The organism is Cellulomonas sp. (assembly GCF_035634735.1).
Lineage (GTDB): Bacteria > Actinomycetota > Actinomycetes > Actinomycetales > Cellulomonadaceae > Cellulomonas.
In genome coordinates this window covers 16298-34054 of record NZ_DASQCJ010000019.1, presented here as the reverse complement: position 1 = coordinate 34054, position 17757 = coordinate 16298, and the positions used below count along the sequence as shown (strand labels likewise).

The following is a 17757-nucleotide window of genomic DNA, read 5'->3' as shown; positions in this document are numbered from 1 at the left end:
CCCGGGCGGGATCGCCGGGACGGCCCCGCGTCCGCGGCCGGAGGGTCGAGCTCCGCCTCATCCCTTCGGTCGATGCGCGGCGTCGTCGCGCGGCTAGCGTGGCCGTGTGGGACGACTGGAGGACGCGCCGAGCGCGCTGCTGCGCGGGCTGGACCTGCTGCTCGCGGCCCTGCTCGTCGTCGCCGTCCTCCAGGCGCCCGCCGGGGCGCGGTGGCTGGCCGCGGCCGCCGCGGCCGCGGTGGTGGGGGTGCACGTGCTGGGCCGCCGTCGCGTCCGGGTGCACGAGCGCCCGCCGGACGCCCGGCGTGCCGTCAGCCGGGGGGCGGTCGCGTGGCTCGCCGCCGACGCCGTGCTCTGGTGCGTCCTCCTCGTCGCGTCGCCCGCGGCGCTCTGGCTCGCGTTCCCCCTGGTCCTGCTCCAGATGCACCTGCTGGGTCCGGCACGCGGCATCCCGGTGGCGGTGGGGACGACGGCGGTGGCCGTGGTCGCCGGGCTCGCGCGTCGTGCCCCCGGAGACCCGGCGGTCGGGTACGTGCTCGGGCCGGTGGTGGGCTCCGCCGTGGCGGTCGGCGTCGTGCTCGGGCTGGAGGCCGTCGTCCGGGAGTCGCAGGCGCGCCAGCGCGCGCTCGACGAGCTGACGGCTGCCCGCGAGCACCTGGCGGCGGCCGAGCGGGACCGGGTCGTGGCCGCGGAGCGCGAGCGGCTGGCGCGCGAGGTGCACGACACCCTGGCCCAGGGCCTCACGGCCGTGGAGCTGCTGCTCCGGTCGGCGAGCCAGGCGATCGGGACCGACGACGCGCGGGCGCGCGGGCTGGTCGAGGACGCCCGGGCGACCGCGCGGGACAACCTGGCCGAGGCGCGCCGGTTCGTGCGGGCGCTGGCCCCCGCGGACCTCGCGACGGCGTCGCTCCCGGACGCGCTGCGGCGCGTCGCGGAGCGCGCCGAGGGGCCCGACCTGCGGGTGGTCGCGCGCGTGGAGGGGGCGGCCCGGCCGCTCGCCGTGACCTCCGAGGCCACACTCCTGCGCCTCGCCCAGTCGGCGCTGGCGAACGTCCGCCACCACGCGCACGCGGGCCGCGCGGACGTCACCCTGACCTACCTGGAGGACGGCGTGCTCCTCGACGTCGTCGACGACGGGGTCGGGTTCGACCCCGGGGCGCCGGCGACCGGGGGCGGCTTCGGGCTCACCGCGATGCGGTCCCGCGTCGGCGAGCTGGGCGGCAGCCTGACGCTGGAGACCGCGCCCGGTGACGGCACCGCGGTCGCGGTGCGGCTGCCCCTCGCGGAGCGCGGCGCGGACGAGGAGGCCGGCCGGTGATCGACGTGGTCCTGGCGGACGACCACCCGGTGGTCCGCGCGGGCCTGCGCTCGGTGCTCGACGGAGAGCCCGACCTGCGCGTCGTGGCCGAGACCGGCACCGCCGAGGAGCTCGTGGCCTGGACCGCGGCCCACCGGGCGGACGTCGTCCTGCTCGACCTCCGGTTCGGTCCCGGCCGGATGAGCGGCGCGGAGGCGACGGCCGTCCTGACCCGCCGCGGCGGCCCGGCGGTCCTGGTCGTGACGACGTACGGCTCGGATGCCGACATCCTCGCGGCGGTCGAGGCCGGCGCGACCGGCTACCTGCTCAAGGACGCGCCCACGGACGACCTCGTGCGGGCGGTCCGGGCGGCGGCCGCCGGGCGGGTCACGCTCGGCCCGGCGGTGCAGGAGCGGCTGCTCGGCCGGGTCCGGTCGCCGCAGCTCGCGCTGACCTCGCGCGAGCTGGACGTGCTGCGTCTGGTCGCCGCGGGCAGGTCGAACGACGAGATCGCCCGCGAGCTGTACGTCTCGCGCGCCACCGTCAAGACCCATCTCGCGCACCTATACGACAAGCTCGGCGTCACGTCCCGCACCCGGGCCGTCGCCGTGGCGCGCGAGCGCGGGGTCCTCGCGGTGTGACGCGCGCGACCGCGGACCGGTGACGTGCCCCGCGACCGACCCCTCACCCCGGCCCGTCGCTCGTCGCGGCGAGCAGCGGCACGAGGACGTCGCTGATCGGCGTGGGGATGCCGTGGGCCCGGCCTAGCCGTCGCACGACGCCGTTGCGGACGTCCCACTCGAGCGGGCGGCCCGCCTCGCGGTCGGCGAGGATCGACGTCCCGCGGTCGACGGGCGCCACCCGGAACGCGTCCAGGAGCCGCCGGGGCTCGTCGTCGGGCAGGTGCGCGCCCTCGGCCCGCGCGACCGCCAGGCACTCGGTGAGGTACGCGAGCGCGAGCGCCCCCAGGTCGTCGCGCCGGAACACGCCGGACCGCCGGCCGGTCAGCGCCATGAGCCCGGCCGCCGCGTTCTGCAGCAGCTTGCGCCAGGCCTCCGTCGCGAAGTCCGCGGAGACGTCGACCACGCACCGGGTCCCGCGCAACGCCCCGACGACCTCGGCAGACCCGGGCGCGTCCGGGAGCGTCAGGCGCGGGTCGCCCAGGAGCCGGACGGAGCCGTCGTCCTGGTGGACCGCGGGGAACCACACCACCGCCGGCACGACCGCGGCGCCCGGCACGAGCGGTTCGACGTCCTCCCGCTGCTGGACCCCGTTCTGGAGCACGCAGACGACGGTGCGGGGCCCGCACAGCGCGGCCAGCCACGGCGCGGCCGCCGCGGTCTGGGTGGCCTTCACCGCGAGCAGGACGACGTCCGCCGGCTCGCCGACCGCGCCGGGATCGGTCAGGACCGGCCCGGGGACGTCGACCGGGCCGCGGTCCGACTCCAGCCGGAGCCCGGCGCGCGCCCGGCGGCCGGCGACCAGGGGGGTCCTGCGGGCCTCGTGGAGCAGGGCGGCGACGGTCGTCCCGATCGCGCCCGGTCCGACCACGGCGGTCCGGGGCTGCGGCGTGGGGATCATGGGGTCCTTCCTGACGGGACGACGCCGCTAGCGGTGCGCCAGCAGCCCGAGCGCGAGGACGAGCAGGGAGACCAGCAGCTCGGCCCCGAGGACCGCGAGCCGGCGGCCGCGGGACAGGTCGAGCCGCAGCGCTGCCGCCACGCCGATCGCGGCGAGCGTCACGCTGGTGACGACGACCGCCGCGAGCAGGCCGGTGGCGGCGTCGTACCACCCGAGCGCCGCGAGCCCGAGGCAGGCCACCGAGGGCAGCGCCACCGCGCCCGCGCCCAGGCTGCTCGCGACCACCCGGCCGTGCTCCCCGGCCGAGGGGAGGTGCCCGTGGACCACCATGTGGCTCAGCAGGTCCGCGGCGTACACGGCGCACGTCGTGGCGGCGACGGTCACGGCCAGGGTGCCGAGGGCGGCACCGGCCGCCGGCTCCGCGCCGTGCGCGCGCAGCGTCACGACCACGGCGAGGGTCGTGAACGCGACGTAGATGCGTTCCTTGAGGACGGCCGCGCGGTGCACCCGCGCGGCGACGCCCGCGGCGGGGACGGGGCCGGCGGTGGCGGCGCTCACCCGCGTCCGCCCGGACGCGGGGCGTAGGCGCGCAGGAACACGCGCGCCCCGTCCGTCATGATCCCCCGCACGTGCTCGGCCTGGGCCCGCCGGGCGGCCGGCTCGTTGAGGACGCGCAGCGTCGTGAGCGCCTGGAAGTGCGCGGCGGCGAGCAGCGGGTCGTCGACCTCGAGGAGGCCGGTCCGCGCGATGCCCGCGATTCGTGCGGCGAGGACCTGGGCGTGCGCCTCGTCGAGCGGGTGGTCGTCCAGCTCGGGCAGCAGGGGCTCGTTCTCGCGGATGAGCCTGACGGCCGCGAGATAGTCCGAGGAGAGCAGCAGCGCGGAGCCGAGCTCGGCGGCGAACCCCGCGAACGCCCGGTCGAGCGCGTCCGCGTCGGCGGCGGCGTCCGCCGCGCCCAGGTGCCGGTCGGCGAGGTCGCGGAGCGTGGCCAGCGCGCCCTCCCCCGCGGCCTCCACAACCCCCAGGAGGAGCCCGTGCTTGTCGCCGTAGTAGTCGTAGACGGTGCGCTTCGACACGCCGGCCGCACCCGCGACGGCGTCCATGCTCGTGCGCTCCACGCCCGTCCGGACGAACAGGTCCCGGGCCGCGGCGAGGATCGCGGCGCGCTTGTGCGCCTGGCCCTGCCGGACGGGCGGGCGGGTTGTCGGGGTCACGGTGCCTCCTGGGTCTCGGGCGTCACGCTACACCGTCGGGTGTAGATCTACACGACACGGTGTAGTGTCGCCGCCGTGCAACCGACTCCGATCCTGCAGGCGCACGCGCTCGTCAAGCGCTACGGCCGGCTCACCGCCGTCGACCACCTGTCCTTCGCGGTACGACCGGGCGTCGTGACCGGCTTCCTGGGCCCGAACGGCGCCGGGAAGTCGACGACGCTCCGGATGTTCCTCGGGCTCGACCGGCCCACCGGCGGCGCGGCCACCGTCGGCGGCCTGCCGCTGGCGGAGACGCCGCACCCGATGCGGGTCGTCGGCGCGATGCTCGACGCCCGCGCCGTCCACCCGCGCCGCACCGCGCGGGACCACCTCGCCGCGGTGGCGCGCGCCGGCCGCGTCCGGCGGGACCGGGTGGACGAGGTGCTGGAGCTGGTCGGCCTCGGTCCGGCCGCGCGCCGACGGGCCGGCGACTTCTCCCTCGGGATGAAGCAGCGCCTCGGCATCGCCACCGCCCTGGTCGGTGATCCCGGCATCGTCATCTTCGACGAACCGCTCAACGGCCTGGACCCGGAGGGCATCCGGTGGGCGCGCGGGCTCATGCGCGACCTCGCGGCCGAGGGCCGCACCGTCCTGTTCTCGAGCCACCTGATGGGCGAGATGGAGCTCACCGCCGACCACCTCGTGGTGGTGCACCGCGGCCGGCTGCTCGCGGACCAGCCCCTGACCGACTTCATCGCCGAGCACACCAGCGCGCACGTGCGCGCCCGCACGCCCGACCGGGACGACCTGCTGACCGCGCTCCGCCGGGCCGGCCTGGACGCCGCCCCCGACGCGGCCGGACCCGGGGTCACGGTGACGGGCGGGACGACGGACGACGTCGGCCGTGTCGCGGCCGCCGCCGGCGTCGAGCTCGCGGAGCTCACGGCCGTGCGCGACTCGCTCGAGGACGCGTTCCTCACCATGACCGCGACCCGGAAGGACGCAGCCTGACATGGACCTCCTCGCCTCCGAGTGGATCAAGGCGCGCAGCGTCGGGAGCACGTGGCTCGCGGCGGGTGCCGCCGTCGTCGTCACCGCGCTGGTCGGCCTGCTCGGCATCAGCGGATCGGTCGCGGGCTGGCGCGCCGACGTCCCCGCGGACTTCGACCCGGCCGGCGTCGCCTTCAAGGGCATCCTGGTGGGGCAGATCCTCGTCGCCGTCCTGGGCGCGCAGACGATCACGAGCGAGTACGCCAGCGGGCAGATCGCCACCAGCCTGGCCGTGGCTCCCCGGCGCGCCGCCCTGCTCGCCGCCAAGGCGGGCGTCACGGTGCTCCTCGCGCTCCCGACGGCGGTCCTGGCGGTGGCCGGCAGCCTCGGCGTCAGCCAGGCGGCCCTCGCCGCCGCGGGGCTGCCGACGGCGGATCTCGCCGACCCGGCCACCCGGCGCGCGGTCGCGTGCGCGATCGGCTACCTCGTGCTCGTCGCGGTGCTCGGCCTGGCGTTCGGGATCCTCACCCGCAGCGCGTCGGGGACCCTGGCCGTCGTCGTCACCGTGGCCCTCCTCGTGCCCGCGCTCGCGCCGGGGCTGCCGGGGGCGCTCGGGCAGCTCGCGGGCACGTACTGGCCCACGACGGCCGGGCAGGGCTCCTACACGGCCGCGGGTTCCGGTCCCCTGCCGGGCGCCGCCGGGCTCGGCGTCCTGGCGGTGTTCACGCTGTGGACGACGCTGGCCGCGCACCTGGCCCTGAGGACGCGCGACGCGTGAGGCGCGTCCGGGTCCGCCGACGTCAGCGCGCGCCGACCGGCTCCCGGGGCGCCCGGGCCCGGCCGAGGCGGCGCAACCACCAGGCCGCCGCCGCCACGAGCCCGGCCAGGGCGAACGCCGCGCCGCCGTCCTTGGCGGCCGCGGAGAGCACGCCCTCGACACCCGACCCCGCCGCGCCCATCGCACCCACGGCGGCGCCCGCGACGCCGGCCAGGGCGACGGCGCCGACCGCGGCCGTGCGGCCGCGCCCGAGGACCAGCCGGCCCCCGGCGCGCCGCCACGCCGCGACCCGCCGGCCCGCCCACAGCGCGAGCACCAGCAGCCCCGCCGCCGTGCTGACGTGCTGCAGGACCCGCGCGGCGGGCACCTCCCCGACGAGCGGCTCGCGCAGCCACGCGACGCGCTGCACGAGGGCGCCGTCGCCGTGGGTGACCGCGTCCCACGCGACGTGCGTCAGCACCCCGAGGACCAGGGAGGCCGCCACCCAGGGGACGGAGTGCCCGGGCACGGAACGCCCGGGCCTGGAGCGCCCGGGCACGGAGGGTCCGGCGGGCCGCGGCGCGGCGGTCCCCGGGGTCTCCCCCGCGACCAGCGTCCGCAGCGGCGCGCGGACCAGCCACCACAGCGTCGCCAGGACCGCGGCCGTCGGGACGGCCACGGTGAGGGCACCCGGCCAGGCGTGCGTCGTCGTGGCGTTCACGAGCGGCTCGTACCAGGACCCCGCCGACCGCGGCAGGGGCAGGAAGTACGGCACGTCGGGCGCGAGCGCGCCGGCGACGAGGGCGGCCGGGACGAGCGGCCGCCGCGCGAACGGCAGCACGGCGACGGGGTGGGCGAGCGTGAAGGGCACCGGAGCAGCCTGCCCGCCCCGGCGGAGGCCGTCGTCCACCCGGGGTCGGACCCGCGATCGTGCTGGTCACGCGCCGGTCCGACCCCGGGTGGACGACCGCAGCCCGGCCGCCGTGCCACCGTGTCCAGGGCCCCTTCCACCGATCCGGGCCGCCCCCGAGCAGGAAGAGCAGCGCCCGTGTTCCGCCAGGTCCCCGTCCTCCCCGTCGTCCTCCCGCTGGCGGCCGCCGCGCTCGCGGCGCTGCTCTGGTCGCTGCACCGCCGTGGCCGGCTCACCGGGCCGCGCGCGCTGGTGGCGCTGGCGCTGAGCGTCTACCTCGCCGGCGTCGTGGCGAACACGGTCTTCCCGATCTTCCTGGACAAGCCGGTCAGCAGAGGGGCGTGGCTCAGCCAGGTCGTCCTGGTCCCGTTCGCCGACTACGAGGTCGCCGACGCGATCACGAACGTGGCGGTGTTCGTGCCGCTCGGCGTCCTGCTGGCGCTCGTCCTCGGCCGCTCCGCGTGGTGGCGGCCCGTCGCCGCGGCCGCGGGCGTCAGCCTGGGGATCGAGGTCGTCCAGCTGCTCACGACCCACTTCCTGGCCAGCGGCCACGTCGCCGACGTGAACGACCTGCTCTGGAACGTCGTCGGCGGGTCCGTGGGCGTCGCCCTCCTCGCCGGCACCGCGCGCGTCCCGGCGACCCAGGGCCTGGTCGACCGGTTCCGCTGGGACGCCCGCGCGGCCGGGGTGACGGGCGCCGCGCCGGCCCGCGTGGGTGCCGCCCGCTGATCCCGTCCCGGTCCCGCCGCGCGGTCCTCGAGACGTCGCGGGTCGGCCCGCGCTACCGTCGTCGCAGGTCAGGCCCCACCCACGGGTCCGGCCGCCGCACCGCGACACCAGGAGCGCTCCATGGCCGCCGTCCCGCTCGTCCTCGCCGCCGTCGCCCTGGTGGCCGGCACCTGGGCGGCTCACCGCCTCGCCCCGCGCATCCCCGCCGCCCCCGCGGCCGGCTGGTTCGCCGACCCGTCCGCCAAGGAGGCGCGCCGGCGGTACTGGGACGGGCGCGCCTGGACCGGCGCCGTCGCAGACGGCCACCTGCTCGCGGAGCCGGGCCACCGGTTCCGGGGCCGGTTCTGGGGTCCGTGGGCCGGGTGGCTCGCCGGGGCGGTCGTGGTGGTGGCGGTGGGGACGGCGGTGTACCGGTCGACCGGCGAGGTCCCCGTCATCGTCGCGACCAGCCTGCTCGGCATGGCCGGCGTCTGCGCCGCGTTCTACGGGTTCGTGGACCGCCAGCTCGGGCTGTCCGACGCGATCCGGCCGCTGCAGGTCGTCCTCGTGACCGTCGCGTCGTCGGGCGCGGTGCTCCTGGTCGCGGCGAACGTCAACACCTGGGTGATCGAGACCTGGGGCATCGGGACCGCCACCGCGACGGTGGGGTTCGTCGAGGAGACCACCAAGCTGCTCGTCCCGCTCGCGCTCTTCCTGCTCGGCGCCTACCGCGACCCGCGCGCGGGCATCGGCCTGGGCCTGGCCTCCGGGTTCGGGTTCGCGATCACCGAGACCACGCAGTACGCGGTCCAGCTCCCCCAGGCGTCCGGACCCTCGTTCTGCGCCGGCGTCACCGTGACCACCGACCCCGCCGCGGTCGCGACGGCGCAGGTCCTCCGGATCTTCCTGGTCTCGCCGCTGCACTGGCTGTGGACGGGCATCGCGGTCGCGATCGCCTGGCGGCTGTGGCACCTGTACGGGCGGCGCGGGACCCCCGGAGCCGTCGGCGGCTTCCTGCTGGTCATGGTGGTCCACTCGCTGAACGACAGCAGCGCGACCGCGACCTGCGGCGCCGACCTCACCGCCGCCACCCTGCTCGGCGTCGCGAAGTACGCCCTGCTCGCGGTGACGTACCTCGTGTTCCGCGCGTGGGCCCGCAAGTCGACGCCGCCGACGCTGATCGGCCGGGTCACCCGGGCGTGGGCACCGAAGCACCTGCCGCGCCCCGCGGCCGCGGTCGAGCCCGACGCCGAGGCGCCCGCGACCGCGGCGCGGTGACGAGGCCGCGCGGCGCCCCGCCGGCCGGGAAGCCTAGCCTTCCCAGTGGGCAAGCACTCGGGGCTCCCCCACCGGCCGCGCGTCCGGCAGAGTGAGCACGTGCCCGCCGCCCTGCGCCTGATCACCTCGGTCGAGGTCGCCGACCCCGAGACTCCTGCCACCGCCGCGGACCGGTCGCTGCAGATCGGTGCGTTGCACGAGCTCGAGCTCGCCGACGGGCGCCGCGTCACGCTGCTGGACGACCGCGGCTGGATGGTGTCGGGGCCCGTTCGGATCTGGTCGCACACCTCCCTGGACGACGTCATCGCCTCCGCCCGTGCCGTCGTGGGCCCGGACGAGCCGGTGGACGGCGCCTCGTCCGAGCAGGCCGAGGCCGACCACTGGGCGTACCTGGCCGCGCACGCGCGGGACGGCGGCGTCACGATCGCGCCCGCCGATCTCGCCCGGCTGCCGCACGACGTCGAGGTCGGCCCCGGGATCCGCGACCGCCTCGCCACCGCGTCGCGCCGCTGACGGCGCGAGCCCGCGCCCCCACCAGGTCAGCCGGGCTGCCGCCCAGCGGTGCGGCGGGACGCGCGGGCCGACCGCCCGTCGACCGCGGGAGCGCGCTCGCCTCGCGCTCGGTCCCGCGTTCCGCCACGATCGGCCCGTGAACGGTCCCGCGTGGCTCCTCGTCGGCTGGGTCGCGGCCGTCGTGGCGGCGTACCTGGTCGCGGCCGTCCGCGCGCGGCGGGCTGCCGCGCCGCTCCGGCCCCGGGTGGCGCTCGCCGTCGACGCCGGGGCGACCGCGCTCGGCGCGGCGGCGATCCTGCTGGTGGTGACGACGGCGCGCGCCGACGAGGACCAGCCGCTGCTCGGCGGGGCGGTCGCCCTGGTCTCGGTGCTGCTGCTCAGCGCGACGGCGGAGCGCTGGCGCCGCACCCGTCCGGCCGGCCGGGACGCCTAGGGCGCCGCCGTGCGCGCGGCCGGGCCTACGCTCGGCCCGTGCTGATCTACTCGATGAGCGTGACGCTGGACGGCTACATCACGGACCGCGCCGGCGGGTTCGGGTGGAGCGCGCCGACCGAGGACCAGTTCCGGTTCAGCCTGGCGCAGGTCGGCGAGCTCGGCGCGTACCTGTGCGGCCGGCGGCTCTACGAGACGATGCTGCCCTGGGAGACGGACCCGCTGATGCGCCGCACCGCGCTGGGCGACGCGTTCGCGGACGTCTGGGCCGCGCTGCCGAAGGTCGTGTTCAGCCGCACGCTCGACCGGGTCGAGGGCCACGCCGCGCTCGCGTCCCGCCCGCTGGCGGAGGAGGTCGCCGCGGCGCTCGGGGCGACGGACCGGGACGTGTCGGTGGGCGGGGCCGACCTGGCGGGGCAGGCGCTCGCGCTCGGTCTGCTGGACGAGGTGCGCGCGTTCCGGGACCCGGTCGTCGTCGGGGGCGGGACGCGGTTCCTGCCGCCCGTGGCGGAGCCGCTCGACCTCGACCTGGTGGAGACCCGGACGTTCGGCTCGCGCGTGGTGTACGAGCGCCACCGGCTCGTCTGAGGCCCTGGGCGCGGCGGTCCCGCTACGGTGCGGCGCATGACCGACTCCGCGACCTGGTTCGACGGCGACGCCCCGCGGTCCGCGGCCGAGGCGCGGTTCCTCGCGGGGCTGCGGGCGCACGGAGACGCGTGGCGCGACGCCGGCCTGGAGCCGTCCGCCACGCGCGCCCGGACCGTCCTGCGTCCGCTGCACGTCCAGGTGGACGTCCCGGGTCTGCCGCCGCGGGACGTCAACCTCCAGGTCGGCTTCTGGACGTCGGGGCCGCGCGGGACCGGCGTCGAGGGCGAGTGGGGCGGCGACCACCTCCTCGACGGGGACGCCGCCGGGGGCCTGGCGCTGTTCGGCCTGCCGGCGGGGCCCGAGGAGCTGGCGGAGCTGACCGCCCGGTGGCTGGCGGCGGCGCTGGCCGAGCCGGTCGACCGGGCCGACTGGCTCGACGCCGACGGCGCCGTGGTCGCGAGCGCGTGGCGGCTGGCGGGGTCCGGCGCGGTCGTCGGCGCCCGCGGGGCGCGTCCCCGCCTGCGCCGGCGGCGGCCGGCGGACCGCGTCGAGCGGGTGCGCTGACCGCCCCCGGCCCGGCTCCCGCGCGCGCGGCCCGACCCCGCCGCAGCGGGACCGGGCCGAGCGCGGGCCGTGCCGGGTCAGGCCGGGACCATCGCCCCGCGGACCTGGACCACGAGCTCGGCGGGGATCTCCGCCAGGCCGTGGTCGTGCTGGGCGTGCTGCGCCACCTGCGCGAGGATATCGTCCTCCGTGCCGGTGAACGCGCGGGCGCAGCCCGGGACGACGTCCCCGCAGCGGAATGCCTTCATGGTGTGTCCTCTTCCCGGGTCTCGGGCCCCGGCGGGGTCCCTGGTCTGTCGGCGTGGATCAGGTCCCCGGCGCGTCGCAGAGCGCGAGCAGCAGGGCGTCGAGCGGCACCGTCCCGACGACCTCGCCGTTGGCCGCGGTGCACACCAGCGGGTCCCACCGGCGGGGCTCAGGACGGAGCATCGCCCGCCGCGCCACCTCCGCGAGCGACGCGCTCGGGGCGACGGTCATGGCCGGCACCCACTGCCCGGCGCCGTCGCGGACCCCGGCGACCAGCCCGCTGTCCGCGAGCAGCACGTCGTCGCGGTCGCGGTCGCCGCCGGCGCGGGCCGGCCGGACGACGCTCGCCACGCTGCCCGTGAGCGACACCCGCGAGGCGGTCGCGCGGATGTGCGCGGCGTCCTCGTCCGGCAGCGCCGCGAGCATCTGCGGCTGCGGGCGGCCGAGCGCCCAGCCCTGCCCCAGCGGCACCCCGAGGCCGATCAGGGCCTCCAGCTCGCCGCGGGTCTCGACGCCCTCGGCGAGGATCCAGCCGTCCATGCGGCCGACCAGGTCGCCGAACACCTCGGCCAGCGCGTGCTTGACGGGGTCGGCGTCGATCCCGGTCACCAGGGCGCGGTCGAGCTTGACGATGTCGGGCCGCAGCGCGAGGAGCAGCTCGAGGCCCGCGTACCCCGTGCCGGCGTCGTCCATCGCGACCAGCGCGCCCGCGGACCTGGCCCGGTCGAGCGCGGCCATGGCCCGGCCGGCCTCGTCGACCTGGGTGTGCTCGGTCAGCTCGAGGACGAGGCGGGACAGGTCGCCGTGCCGCAGCAGCGCGTCCGCCACGAGGTCGTCGGCCAGCAGGTGGGGGTCGACGTTGACGGTGAGGAACGTCTGCGGCGGCAGGCCGGCCCGCGCGGCGAGGGCCCGCTCCAGCACCCGCGCCTGGAGCGCCGGGTTCGCGCCCCAGCGCTGCGCGGCCGCGAACCAGACGTCCGGGGTGGCGCGCCACGGGCCGTCGAACCGCGACAGCAGCTCGTAGCCGGCGACGGACCCCGTCGTGAGGTCCACGATCGGCTGGGCGTGCAGCGCGTGCGCGGCGGGCTCCGCGAGGACGAGCCCCAGGGCGTCCCGCCAGCGGGGGTCGTCGACCGGCGGGGCCGTCGGCTGGGCGTCCATGGCGGCTCCCCTCTCGGACCTCGCGCGCGGGCGGGGCGGCGGCGGCCGGCCCGGGGGGTCGACGGTACGGGGCCGACTCCCCCGCCGGGCGCTCCCCGGCGGCGACGACCAGCGGTTTCACCCCCTGGGCGGCGGGGTTCACCCGGCGCGGCCCGACGCGCGGGCCTGGACGGGTGCGGCCGCCCACTGCTTCAATGCATCACGTCAATGACTCATTGGAGGTGCCGTGGCCGCGCTCGTGGTCCTCGTCCCGCTCGTCGTCCTCACCGCCGTCGTGGTGCTCGTCGTGCACGTCGTCGCCGCGCTGCGCGCCGGCCCCGCCCCCGCCGCGCCGGCGGTCGCGCTCGCCGCGCGGCGGCACGAGACGTTCGTCTCGGTCGTCGCCGTGCTGGCGAGCGCGGGCGCCACGGTGGCGTTCCTCATGCTGCCGTCGCTGCCCCTCTCGCCGGCGGGCGGTCCCCGCGGCGCGGGCTACGCGCTGGGCGCCGCCACCGCCCCGTACGTCGGGGCCGTCGTGCTGTGCCTCGTCCGGGCGGTGGGCGAGCGGACCTGGCCCCGCCCGCGCGGCGCCGTCCGGACCGCGCCGCTGACCCGGCGCACGGTGGTGCGCACCGGCGGCTGGCGGCTCGTGGTCCTGGCCGCCACGCTGGGCGCCGGCCTCGTCGCGGTCCTGCTCTACGGCGCGACCGCGACGCCCGACGGGCAGCGGGTCGCGCACACGGTCGTCCAGCACGACGGGCTCGTCACCTGGGGCGCACGCGGCCCCTACCCGGGCTGGTACTACGGCGGCCCGATCACCGCCGGGCTCGCCGCGGTCGCGGTCGCGGCGCTCCTCGCGCTGCGCGTCCTGACGCGGCGCCCGCCGCTCCCGCTCGTCACCGCCGAGCACGACGACGCGGTGCGCCGCGTCGCGGCCGCCCGCCTGCTCGCTGGGGCGCAGCTGTGGGCCGGGGCGGGCGTGGGACTCACCATGCTGTTCGCCGCCCTCGCGCTGGGCGGCACCCCGGTCGCGGCCGCCGGCTCCGGGCTGGCCGGCGCGACCGTCCTGATCGGCTCGATGGTCGTCGCGGGCACCGCGGTGGCCCCCCGGGGCGCCCCGCGGCCGCACCCCCTGCCGCTCGACGGGGTCGCCGCGTGACCGAGCTCCGCGTCGACGTGACGGCCGCCACGCCTGTCTACGAGCAGATCCGCGCCCAGCTCGCGGCGCTGGTGGCCGTCGGCGCGCTCGGCGCCGGCGAACGGCTGCCCGCCTCGCGCGACCTGGCGCGCGACCTCGGCGTCGCGGTCGGGACCGTGCAGCGGGCGTACCGCGAGCTGGAGGCCGCGGGGGTGGTGCACTCGCGCCGGCGGACCGGCACCGTGGTCGCGGACGGCGCCGCGCGACCCGCGGCGGCCGGGGCCGGGGGCACCGGCGCCGCGGGGGGTGGCGACCTGCTCGCCGACGTGCGCGCCCTGGTCGGGCGGGGCCGGGCCGAGGGCCTCGACGACGCGGAGCTCCTGCTGCTGGTGCGCGGCGTGCAGGCGGAGACCCGGGTCGGCGGCTGACCCGGGCGGCGGCTGACCCGGGCGACGGCCGGGCCCGCGGCCGGGCCGGCGCCCCGGCCCGCCGTCAGGCCGGCTGCCAGAGCTCGACGCGGTTCCCCTCCGGGTCCGTGACCCAGCCGAACCGCCCGACGCCGTCCATGTCCTGCGTCTCGGGCGCGACGTCGGCGCCCCGGTCGCGCAGCTGCCGGAGCATCGCGTCGAGGTCCCGGACCCGGAAGTTCAGCATCGTCTGCTGCTGCGGCGACCCGAAGTAGTCGGTGCCCGGGTCGAAGGCCGCGAACACCGTCGGCCCGGCCTCCTGGTGCCAGAGGCCGTGCGCGTCGTCCTCGATGCCGAGCAGGTCGCGGTACCAGACGGTCAGCGCCTCGGGGTCCCGCGCGCGGAGGAAGTAGCCGCCGATGCCCAGGACGCGCTCCGGCCCGGTCACCGGCCGGCCACCACGAGCACGACCACCGCGGCGAGCAGCAGGAACGGGACCGCCTCGGCCAGCAGCGCGCGGGTCGACCGGGGAGTGCGGGCCGGCCCGGCGCGGAAGCTCGGGCCGAGCGGGGTGTCGTTCGTGCCGGGGCGCTCGCCGAGCGTTCGCGTGTCGGTCCGGTCGTCGTCGGGCATCGCTCCCCCGTCCGGGTCGGGTGGTCTCCCGCCCGAGCGTGCCAGCGCGCCGTGGCCGTGTACAGGGCGGTCGTCCGGCCGGGGGCGACGGACCGGGTCAGCCGCCGCCGGCCAGCGCCGCGATCTTGTCCTGCAGCACCCGCCGCTCCCGCGGGTTCGGGCAGAGCGCCGCCGCGCGCGCGAGCTCGTCGCGCGCGTCGGCGTCCCGGCCGAGCCGCCGCAGCAGCTCGCCGCGGACCGACGGCAGCAGGTGCGACCCGGCCAGCGCGCCGGCGGCGGCGAGCGCGTCGACCGCCGCGAGCCCCGCGGCGGGCCCGTGCGCCATCGCGACGGCCACCGCCCGGTTCAGGTCGACGACCGGCGAGGGCGCGAGCCGCGCGAGCGCGTCGTACAGCAGCAGGACGCGCTCCCAGTCGGTGGCCGGCACCGACGGCGCGACCGCGTGGCACTCGGCGATCGCGGCCTGCAGCCCGTACGCCCCCAGCCCGTTGCCGGCGCGGCCTGCGGCCGCCAGCGCGGCGCGCCCCCGGCGGATGCCGGCCCGGTCCCAGCGGCGGCGGTCCTGGTCCGCCAGCAGCACCGCCGACCCGTCCGCCGCCACCCGTGCCGGGAACCGGGCCGCGGTGAGCTCGAGCAGCGCGAGCAGGCCCAGCGCCTCGGGCTCGTCCGGCACGAGGTGCGCCAGGACCCGGGCCAGGCGGGACGCCTCGCCCGCGAGGTCGGGGCGCAGCAGGTCGTCCCCGGACGTGGCCGTCGACCCCTCGGTGAACACCGAGTACACGACGGCCAGCACCGACGCGAGGCGCTCCCGCCGCTCACCCGCCGCCGGGACCGCGAACGGCACCCGGGCGGCGCTGAGCGTCTTCTTGGCCCGGGTGATGCGCGCCTGCACGGTCGGGGTCGGGACGAGGAACGCGCGGGCGATCTCGTCGCTGGTCAGCCCGCCGACGACCCGCAGGGTCAGCGCCACCTGCGCCTCCCGCGACAGCACCGGGTGGCAGGCGACGAACATCAGCGCGAGGACGTCGTCGCCGACCGCGTCCGGGTCGTGCAGCAGGTCGGCGTCCTCCCCCGGGACGCCGGCCCGCGCCGCCTCGCGCGCGAGCGCCGCGTACCGGTCGTCCAGGGCCGCCCGCCGCCGGAACGCGTCCACCGCGCGCCGCCGCCCCGCCGTCACCAGCCAGCCGGCCGGGTTGGCCGGCACGCCGTCCCGCGGCCAGGCGACCAGCGCCTCGGCGAGCGCCTCCTGCGCGACGTCCTCCGCGAGGCCGACGTCGCCGGTGGACCGCGCCAGGGTCGCCACGATCCGGGCGGCGTGCGCCCGCCAGACCGCCTCGACCGCGGCGCGGCCCTCCCCCGGCGCAGCCGGGCTCAGAGCTGGCCCGTCGCCTCGCGCCACGCCCGCTCCCGCTGGATCCACGGGTTCTCCTGGGGGAACTCGTCGATGCTCGCGATGCGCCGGACCTCGACCTTGACCCCCGGGAACGTGAGCGGCGCGCGCTTCGCCCACTCGACCGCCTCCGCCTGGGACGCGACGTCGAGGATCCAGTAGCCGCCGAACAGCTCCTTCGCCTCGCCGTACGGCCCGTCGGTGGCGACCGGCGGGGTCTGCGCGTAGTCGACCACGACGCTCTCCGTCGGGTCGTCGGACAGCCCCTCCATCGCGACGAGCACGCCGGCGGCGACCAGCTCCTCGTTGTACCGGCTCATCGTCTCGATCGAGTCCTCGTACGAAGCTCCGCCGCCGTCGGGCGCCGGCTCCCCGCTCGAGCGCATGATCAGCATGTACTTCACGGTCGTGCCTCCCTGGTCCCGGGTCCCCGATCGGACCCTCTCACCCAGGAGTCGAACGGGGAACCCGCGGATCGACACCGGGCGGCACCCGATCACGCCCCACGCGCGGTGTACCACCTACGTCGCCGGAGGTACACTGGGTCCATGCCGACCGCGCGCCCCCGGACCCAGATCACCCACACGGCCTCGGTGCAGCACGCGCTCGACGTGGCCCGCCGGCGGTGGCCCGACCAGCGCCCGGGCGCGCTCCTCGCGCACCTCATCGAGGAGGGGGCCAGGGCGATCGAGGACGACGAGCGGTCGACCGGTGACGAGCGACGCCGGCGGGTGCACGCGGTGGCGCAGAAGTACGCGGGCACGTACGGGCCGGGCTACCTCGACGACCTTCGCCAGGACTGGGACGCGTGATCGTCCTCGACGCGGGTGTGCTCATCGGGTTCCTCGAGCCGGCCGACGCGCACCATGAGCGCGCGGTCGCCCTGCTCGCGGACGCTCGCGCGCCGTTGCTCGTCCACCCGGTCACGCTGGCCGAGGTCCTGGTCGGTCCCGCGCGTGCGCACCGCGAGGTCGAGCTGAGCGGGGATCTGCGGGACCTGGGCGTGCGCACGGCAACGATCGGCGAGGACGAGCCCGTCCTCCTCGCGCGCCTCCGCGCGGACACCCGTCTCAAGATGCCCGACGTCTGCGTCCTGGCCACCGCGGTCGCGCTGGACGCGCCGCTCGCGACATACGACATCCGGCTCGCCGCAGCGGCCCGCGCCCACGGCGTGCTCCACGAGTCCTACCGCTGACGTCCGGCTCCGCTCCGACGCCCGCTCAGCCCGCCGGGCGCCGCGCCAGCACCACGTGCTCGAGCCCCGGCCGGTCCGGCGCGTCCCGCACGTCGACGACGTCGAGGCCCGCCGCGGCCAGCGAGGCGCGGACCTCCGCCAGCGACCGGAACCGCAGGGTCGACGCCGAGGCGACCTCGGTGCCGTCCGGGAACCGGAACACCGACCGGAACGAGACCAGCGGCAGCGCGACCTCGGTGACCGCGAACTCCTCCACGACGCGCCCGACCCCGGGGACGTCCCGCGCGCCCGCGCCCGCGTCCGCGGCCCACGCCTCCCAGGCACGGGCCCCGGGGCGGCGGGTCTCGAGCACCAGGTGGCCGCCCGGGGCGAGCGCGCCGCGGATGCCGCGCAGGGTCGCGGACCAGTCGTCGTCCGACAGGAACACCTGGGCGACGTTGCCCGTCATGGTGGCGAGGTCGACGGCGAGCGGCGGCAGCGTGGTCGCGTCGCCGTGCCACCAGGTCACCCGGTCGGCGCCGGGCTTCGCGCGGGCGACGTCGAGGGACGCCCCGGCCGGGTCGACGCCGGTGACCTCCAGGCCGTCGCCGGCGAGCAGCAGGGCGAGCGTGCCGGTGCCGCAGCCGACGTCGAGCACCCGGCGCGCCCCGACTTCGCGCGCGACGGCGCGGTACAGGTCGAGGTCGGAGCGGTCGTCGTCGAACACGTCGTAGAGCGGCGCGAGGCGCGGGTCGGCGAAGATCGGGTCGGGCACGCCCGCCACGCTACGGACCCGCGGCCGGGGGCGCGACGGCATT

25 protein-coding genes are annotated in these 17757 nt (G+C 78.2%); 14 read left to right on the top strand and 11 right to left on the bottom strand.

All coding sequences use genetic code 11. The annotated features are described in order from the left end of the window. Positions 1-106: 106 nt before the first annotated feature. Together VER05_RS01845 and VER05_RS01840 are read left to right on the top strand one after the other, a co-directional pair. Positions 107-1318 carry a sensor histidine kinase gene (locus tag VER05_RS01845; RefSeq protein WP_324843699.1) on the top strand — a complete coding sequence of 404 codons (1212 nt, stop codon included), beginning with the start codon at positions 107-109 and terminating at the stop codon, positions 1316-1318. Then, positions 1315-1938, top strand: a complete 624-nt coding sequence (locus VER05_RS01840) for a response regulator transcription factor (protein WP_324843698.1) — start codon at positions 1315-1317, stop codon at positions 1936-1938. Before VER05_RS01845 ends, VER05_RS01840 begins: the two co-directional genes overlap by 4 nt. A gap of 43 nt (positions 1939-1981) precedes the next feature. Here VER05_RS01840 and VER05_RS01835 read toward each other — a convergent pair whose 3' ends face one another. Genes VER05_RS01835 through VER05_RS01825 form a run of 3 tightly spaced genes read right to left on the bottom strand, consistent with a single transcriptional unit; the run spans position 1982 to position 4092 of the window. Further along, positions 1982-2878 (bottom strand): oxidoreductase, encoded by an 897-nt coding sequence (locus tag VER05_RS01835; protein ID WP_324843697.1) that lies wholly within the window; start codon positions 2876-2878, stop codon positions 1982-1984. 27 nt (positions 2879-2905) lie between these two features. Further along, positions 2906-3436 carry a hypothetical protein gene (locus VER05_RS01830; protein WP_324843696.1) on the bottom strand — a complete coding sequence of 177 codons (531 nt, stop codon included), beginning with the start codon at positions 3434-3436 and terminating at the stop codon, positions 2906-2908. Beyond that, positions 3433-4092 carry a TetR/AcrR family transcriptional regulator gene (locus tag VER05_RS01825; RefSeq protein ID WP_324843695.1) on the bottom strand — a complete coding sequence of 220 codons (660 nt, stop codon included), beginning with the start codon at positions 4090-4092 and terminating at the stop codon, positions 3433-3435. The genes VER05_RS01830 and VER05_RS01825 overlap by 4 nt, the downstream gene beginning before the upstream one ends. 75 nt (positions 4093-4167) lie before the next feature. Between VER05_RS01825 and VER05_RS01820 the strand changes: the two genes are divergently transcribed. Then, positions 4168-5082, top strand: coding sequence for an ABC transporter ATP-binding protein (locus VER05_RS01820; RefSeq protein ID WP_324843694.1), 915 nt, complete (start codon positions 4168-4170; stop codon positions 5080-5082). A gap of 1 nt (position 5083) precedes the next feature. After that, on the top strand, positions 5084-5839 hold the full coding sequence (locus VER05_RS01815; protein WP_324843693.1) for a hypothetical protein: 756 nt from the start codon (positions 5084-5086) through the stop codon (positions 5837-5839). A 22-nt stretch (positions 5840-5861) separates the two neighbouring features. Here VER05_RS01815 and VER05_RS01810 read toward each other — a convergent pair whose 3' ends face one another. After that, on the bottom strand, positions 5862-6689 hold the full coding sequence (locus tag VER05_RS01810; RefSeq protein ID WP_324843692.1) for a DUF4184 family protein: 828 nt from the start codon (positions 6687-6689) through the stop codon (positions 5862-5864). A gap of 177 nt (positions 6690-6866) precedes the next feature. On the opposite strand from VER05_RS01810, the gene VER05_RS01805 reads away from it, so the two are divergent. The 6 genes from VER05_RS01805 to VER05_RS01780 all read left to right on the top strand — a co-directional run bounded on the left by VER05_RS01805 (position 6867) and on the right by VER05_RS01780 (position 10811). Then, entirely contained in the window at positions 6867-7457 is a 591-nt protein-coding gene (locus VER05_RS01805) for a VanZ family protein (protein WP_324843691.1), read from the top strand. Between the two features lie 120 nt (positions 7458-7577). Next, complete coding sequence (locus VER05_RS01800; RefSeq protein WP_324843690.1) at positions 7578-8714, top strand: PrsW family glutamic-type intramembrane protease; 1137 nt, start codon at positions 7578-7580, stop codon at positions 8712-8714. A 99-nt stretch (positions 8715-8813) separates the two neighbouring features. Continuing rightward, the gene (locus tag VER05_RS01795) at positions 8814-9227 is read left to right on the top strand and encodes a hypothetical protein (protein ID WP_324843689.1); all 414 of its coding nucleotides are present in this window, start codon (positions 8814-8816) and stop codon (positions 9225-9227) included. A gap of 136 nt (positions 9228-9363) precedes the next feature. Then, positions 9364-9660 (top strand): hypothetical protein, encoded by a 297-nt coding sequence (locus VER05_RS01790; RefSeq protein WP_324843688.1) that lies wholly within the window; start codon positions 9364-9366, stop codon positions 9658-9660. Between the two features lie 38 nt (positions 9661-9698). Then, entirely contained in the window at positions 9699-10247 is a 549-nt protein-coding gene (locus tag VER05_RS01785; protein ID WP_324843687.1) for a dihydrofolate reductase family protein, read from the top strand. A 36-nt stretch (positions 10248-10283) separates the two neighbouring features. Then, positions 10284-10811 (top strand): hypothetical protein, encoded by a 528-nt coding sequence (locus VER05_RS01780; RefSeq protein ID WP_324843686.1) that lies wholly within the window; start codon positions 10284-10286, stop codon positions 10809-10811. A 77-nt stretch (positions 10812-10888) separates the two neighbouring features. Here the strand turns inward: VER05_RS01780 and VER05_RS01775 are convergent, their stop codons facing one another. Both VER05_RS01775 and VER05_RS01770 read right to left on the bottom strand, forming a co-directional pair. Further along, entirely contained in the window at positions 10889-11059 is a 171-nt protein-coding gene (locus VER05_RS01775; RefSeq protein WP_324843685.1) for a DUF1059 domain-containing protein, read from the bottom strand. A 58-nt stretch (positions 11060-11117) separates the two neighbouring features. Beyond that, positions 11118-12218: an EAL domain-containing protein gene (locus VER05_RS01770; protein WP_324843684.1), complete on the bottom strand. Its 1101-nt coding sequence runs from the start codon at positions 12216-12218 to the stop codon at positions 11118-11120. A 226-nt stretch (positions 12219-12444) separates the two neighbouring features. On the opposite strand from VER05_RS01770, the gene VER05_RS01765 reads away from it, so the two are divergent. After that, the gene (locus tag VER05_RS01765; protein WP_324843683.1) at positions 12445-13356 is read left to right on the top strand and encodes a hypothetical protein; all 912 of its coding nucleotides are present in this window, start codon (positions 12445-12447) and stop codon (positions 13354-13356) included. Continuing rightward, on the top strand, positions 13353-13763 hold the full coding sequence (locus VER05_RS01760; protein ID WP_324843682.1) for a GntR family transcriptional regulator: 411 nt from the start codon (positions 13353-13355) through the stop codon (positions 13761-13763). The genes VER05_RS01765 and VER05_RS01760 overlap by 4 nt, the downstream gene beginning before the upstream one ends. A 64-nt stretch (positions 13764-13827) precedes the next feature. On the opposite strand, the gene VER05_RS01755 is transcribed toward VER05_RS01760, so the two are convergent. From VER05_RS01755 to VER05_RS01740, 4 genes are all read right to left on the bottom strand, one after another. After that, positions 13828-14190, bottom strand: coding sequence for a VOC family protein (locus VER05_RS01755; RefSeq protein WP_324843681.1), 363 nt, complete (start codon positions 14188-14190; stop codon positions 13828-13830). Further along, positions 14187-14375, bottom strand: coding sequence for a hypothetical protein (locus VER05_RS01750; protein ID WP_324843680.1), 189 nt, complete (start codon positions 14373-14375; stop codon positions 14187-14189). The genes VER05_RS01755 and VER05_RS01750 overlap by 4 nt, the downstream gene beginning before the upstream one ends. Positions 14376-14472: 97 nt before the next feature. After that, positions 14473-15774, bottom strand: coding sequence for an RNA polymerase sigma factor (locus VER05_RS01745; RefSeq protein WP_324843679.1), 1302 nt, complete (start codon positions 15772-15774; stop codon positions 14473-14475). Next, the gene (locus VER05_RS01740) at positions 15747-16169 is read right to left on the bottom strand and encodes a YciI family protein (protein WP_414647534.1); all 423 of its coding nucleotides are present in this window, start codon (positions 16167-16169) and stop codon (positions 15747-15749) included. Before VER05_RS01740 ends, VER05_RS01745 begins: the two co-directional genes overlap by 28 nt. Before the next feature lie 144 nt (positions 16170-16313). Between VER05_RS01740 and VER05_RS01735 the strand changes: the two genes are divergently transcribed. Continuing rightward, positions 16314-16577, top strand: coding sequence for a hypothetical protein (locus VER05_RS01735; RefSeq protein ID WP_324843678.1), 264 nt, complete (start codon positions 16314-16316; stop codon positions 16575-16577). After that, a complete protein-coding gene (locus tag VER05_RS01730) occupies positions 16574-16960 on the top strand; it encodes a PIN domain-containing protein (protein ID WP_324843677.1) in 387 nt (128 codons plus the stop codon). The genes VER05_RS01735 and VER05_RS01730 overlap by 4 nt, the downstream gene beginning before the upstream one ends. Before the next feature lie 25 nt (positions 16961-16985). On the opposite strand, the gene VER05_RS01725 is transcribed toward VER05_RS01730, so the two are convergent. Continuing rightward, on the bottom strand, positions 16986-17714 hold the full coding sequence (locus tag VER05_RS01725; RefSeq protein WP_324843676.1) for a class I SAM-dependent methyltransferase: 729 nt from the start codon (positions 17712-17714) through the stop codon (positions 16986-16988). Positions 17715-17757: the final 43 nt, after the last annotated feature.

Coding starts and splice junctions, on each gene's coding strand:
- VER05_RS01835 (WP_324843697.1), bottom strand. CDS start 2,878: ATGATCCCCACGCCGCAGCCCCGGACCGCCGTGGTCGGACCGGGCGCG.
- VER05_RS01815 (WP_324843693.1), top strand. CDS start 5,084: ATGGACCTCCTCGCCTCCGAGTGGATCAAGGCGCGCAGCGTCGGGAGC.
- VER05_RS01800 (WP_324843690.1), top strand. CDS start 7,578: ATGGCCGCCGTCCCGCTCGTCCTCGCCGCCGTCGCCCTGGTGGCCGGC.
- VER05_RS01780 (WP_324843686.1), top strand. CDS start 10,284: ATGACCGACTCCGCGACCTGGTTCGACGGCGACGCCCCGCGGTCCGCG.
- VER05_RS01775 (WP_324843685.1), bottom strand. CDS start 11,059: ATGAAGGCATTCCGCTGCGGGGACGTCGTCCCGGGCTGCGCCCGCGCG.
- VER05_RS01770 (WP_324843684.1), bottom strand. CDS start 12,218: ATGGACGCCCAGCCGACGGCCCCGCCGGTCGACGACCCCCGCTGGCGG.
- VER05_RS01750 (WP_324843680.1), bottom strand. CDS start 14,375: ATGCCCGACGACGACCGGACCGACACGCGAACGCTCGGCGAGCGCCCC.
- VER05_RS01735 (WP_324843678.1), top strand. CDS start 16,314: ATGCCGACCGCGCGCCCCCGGACCCAGATCACCCACACGGCCTCGGTG.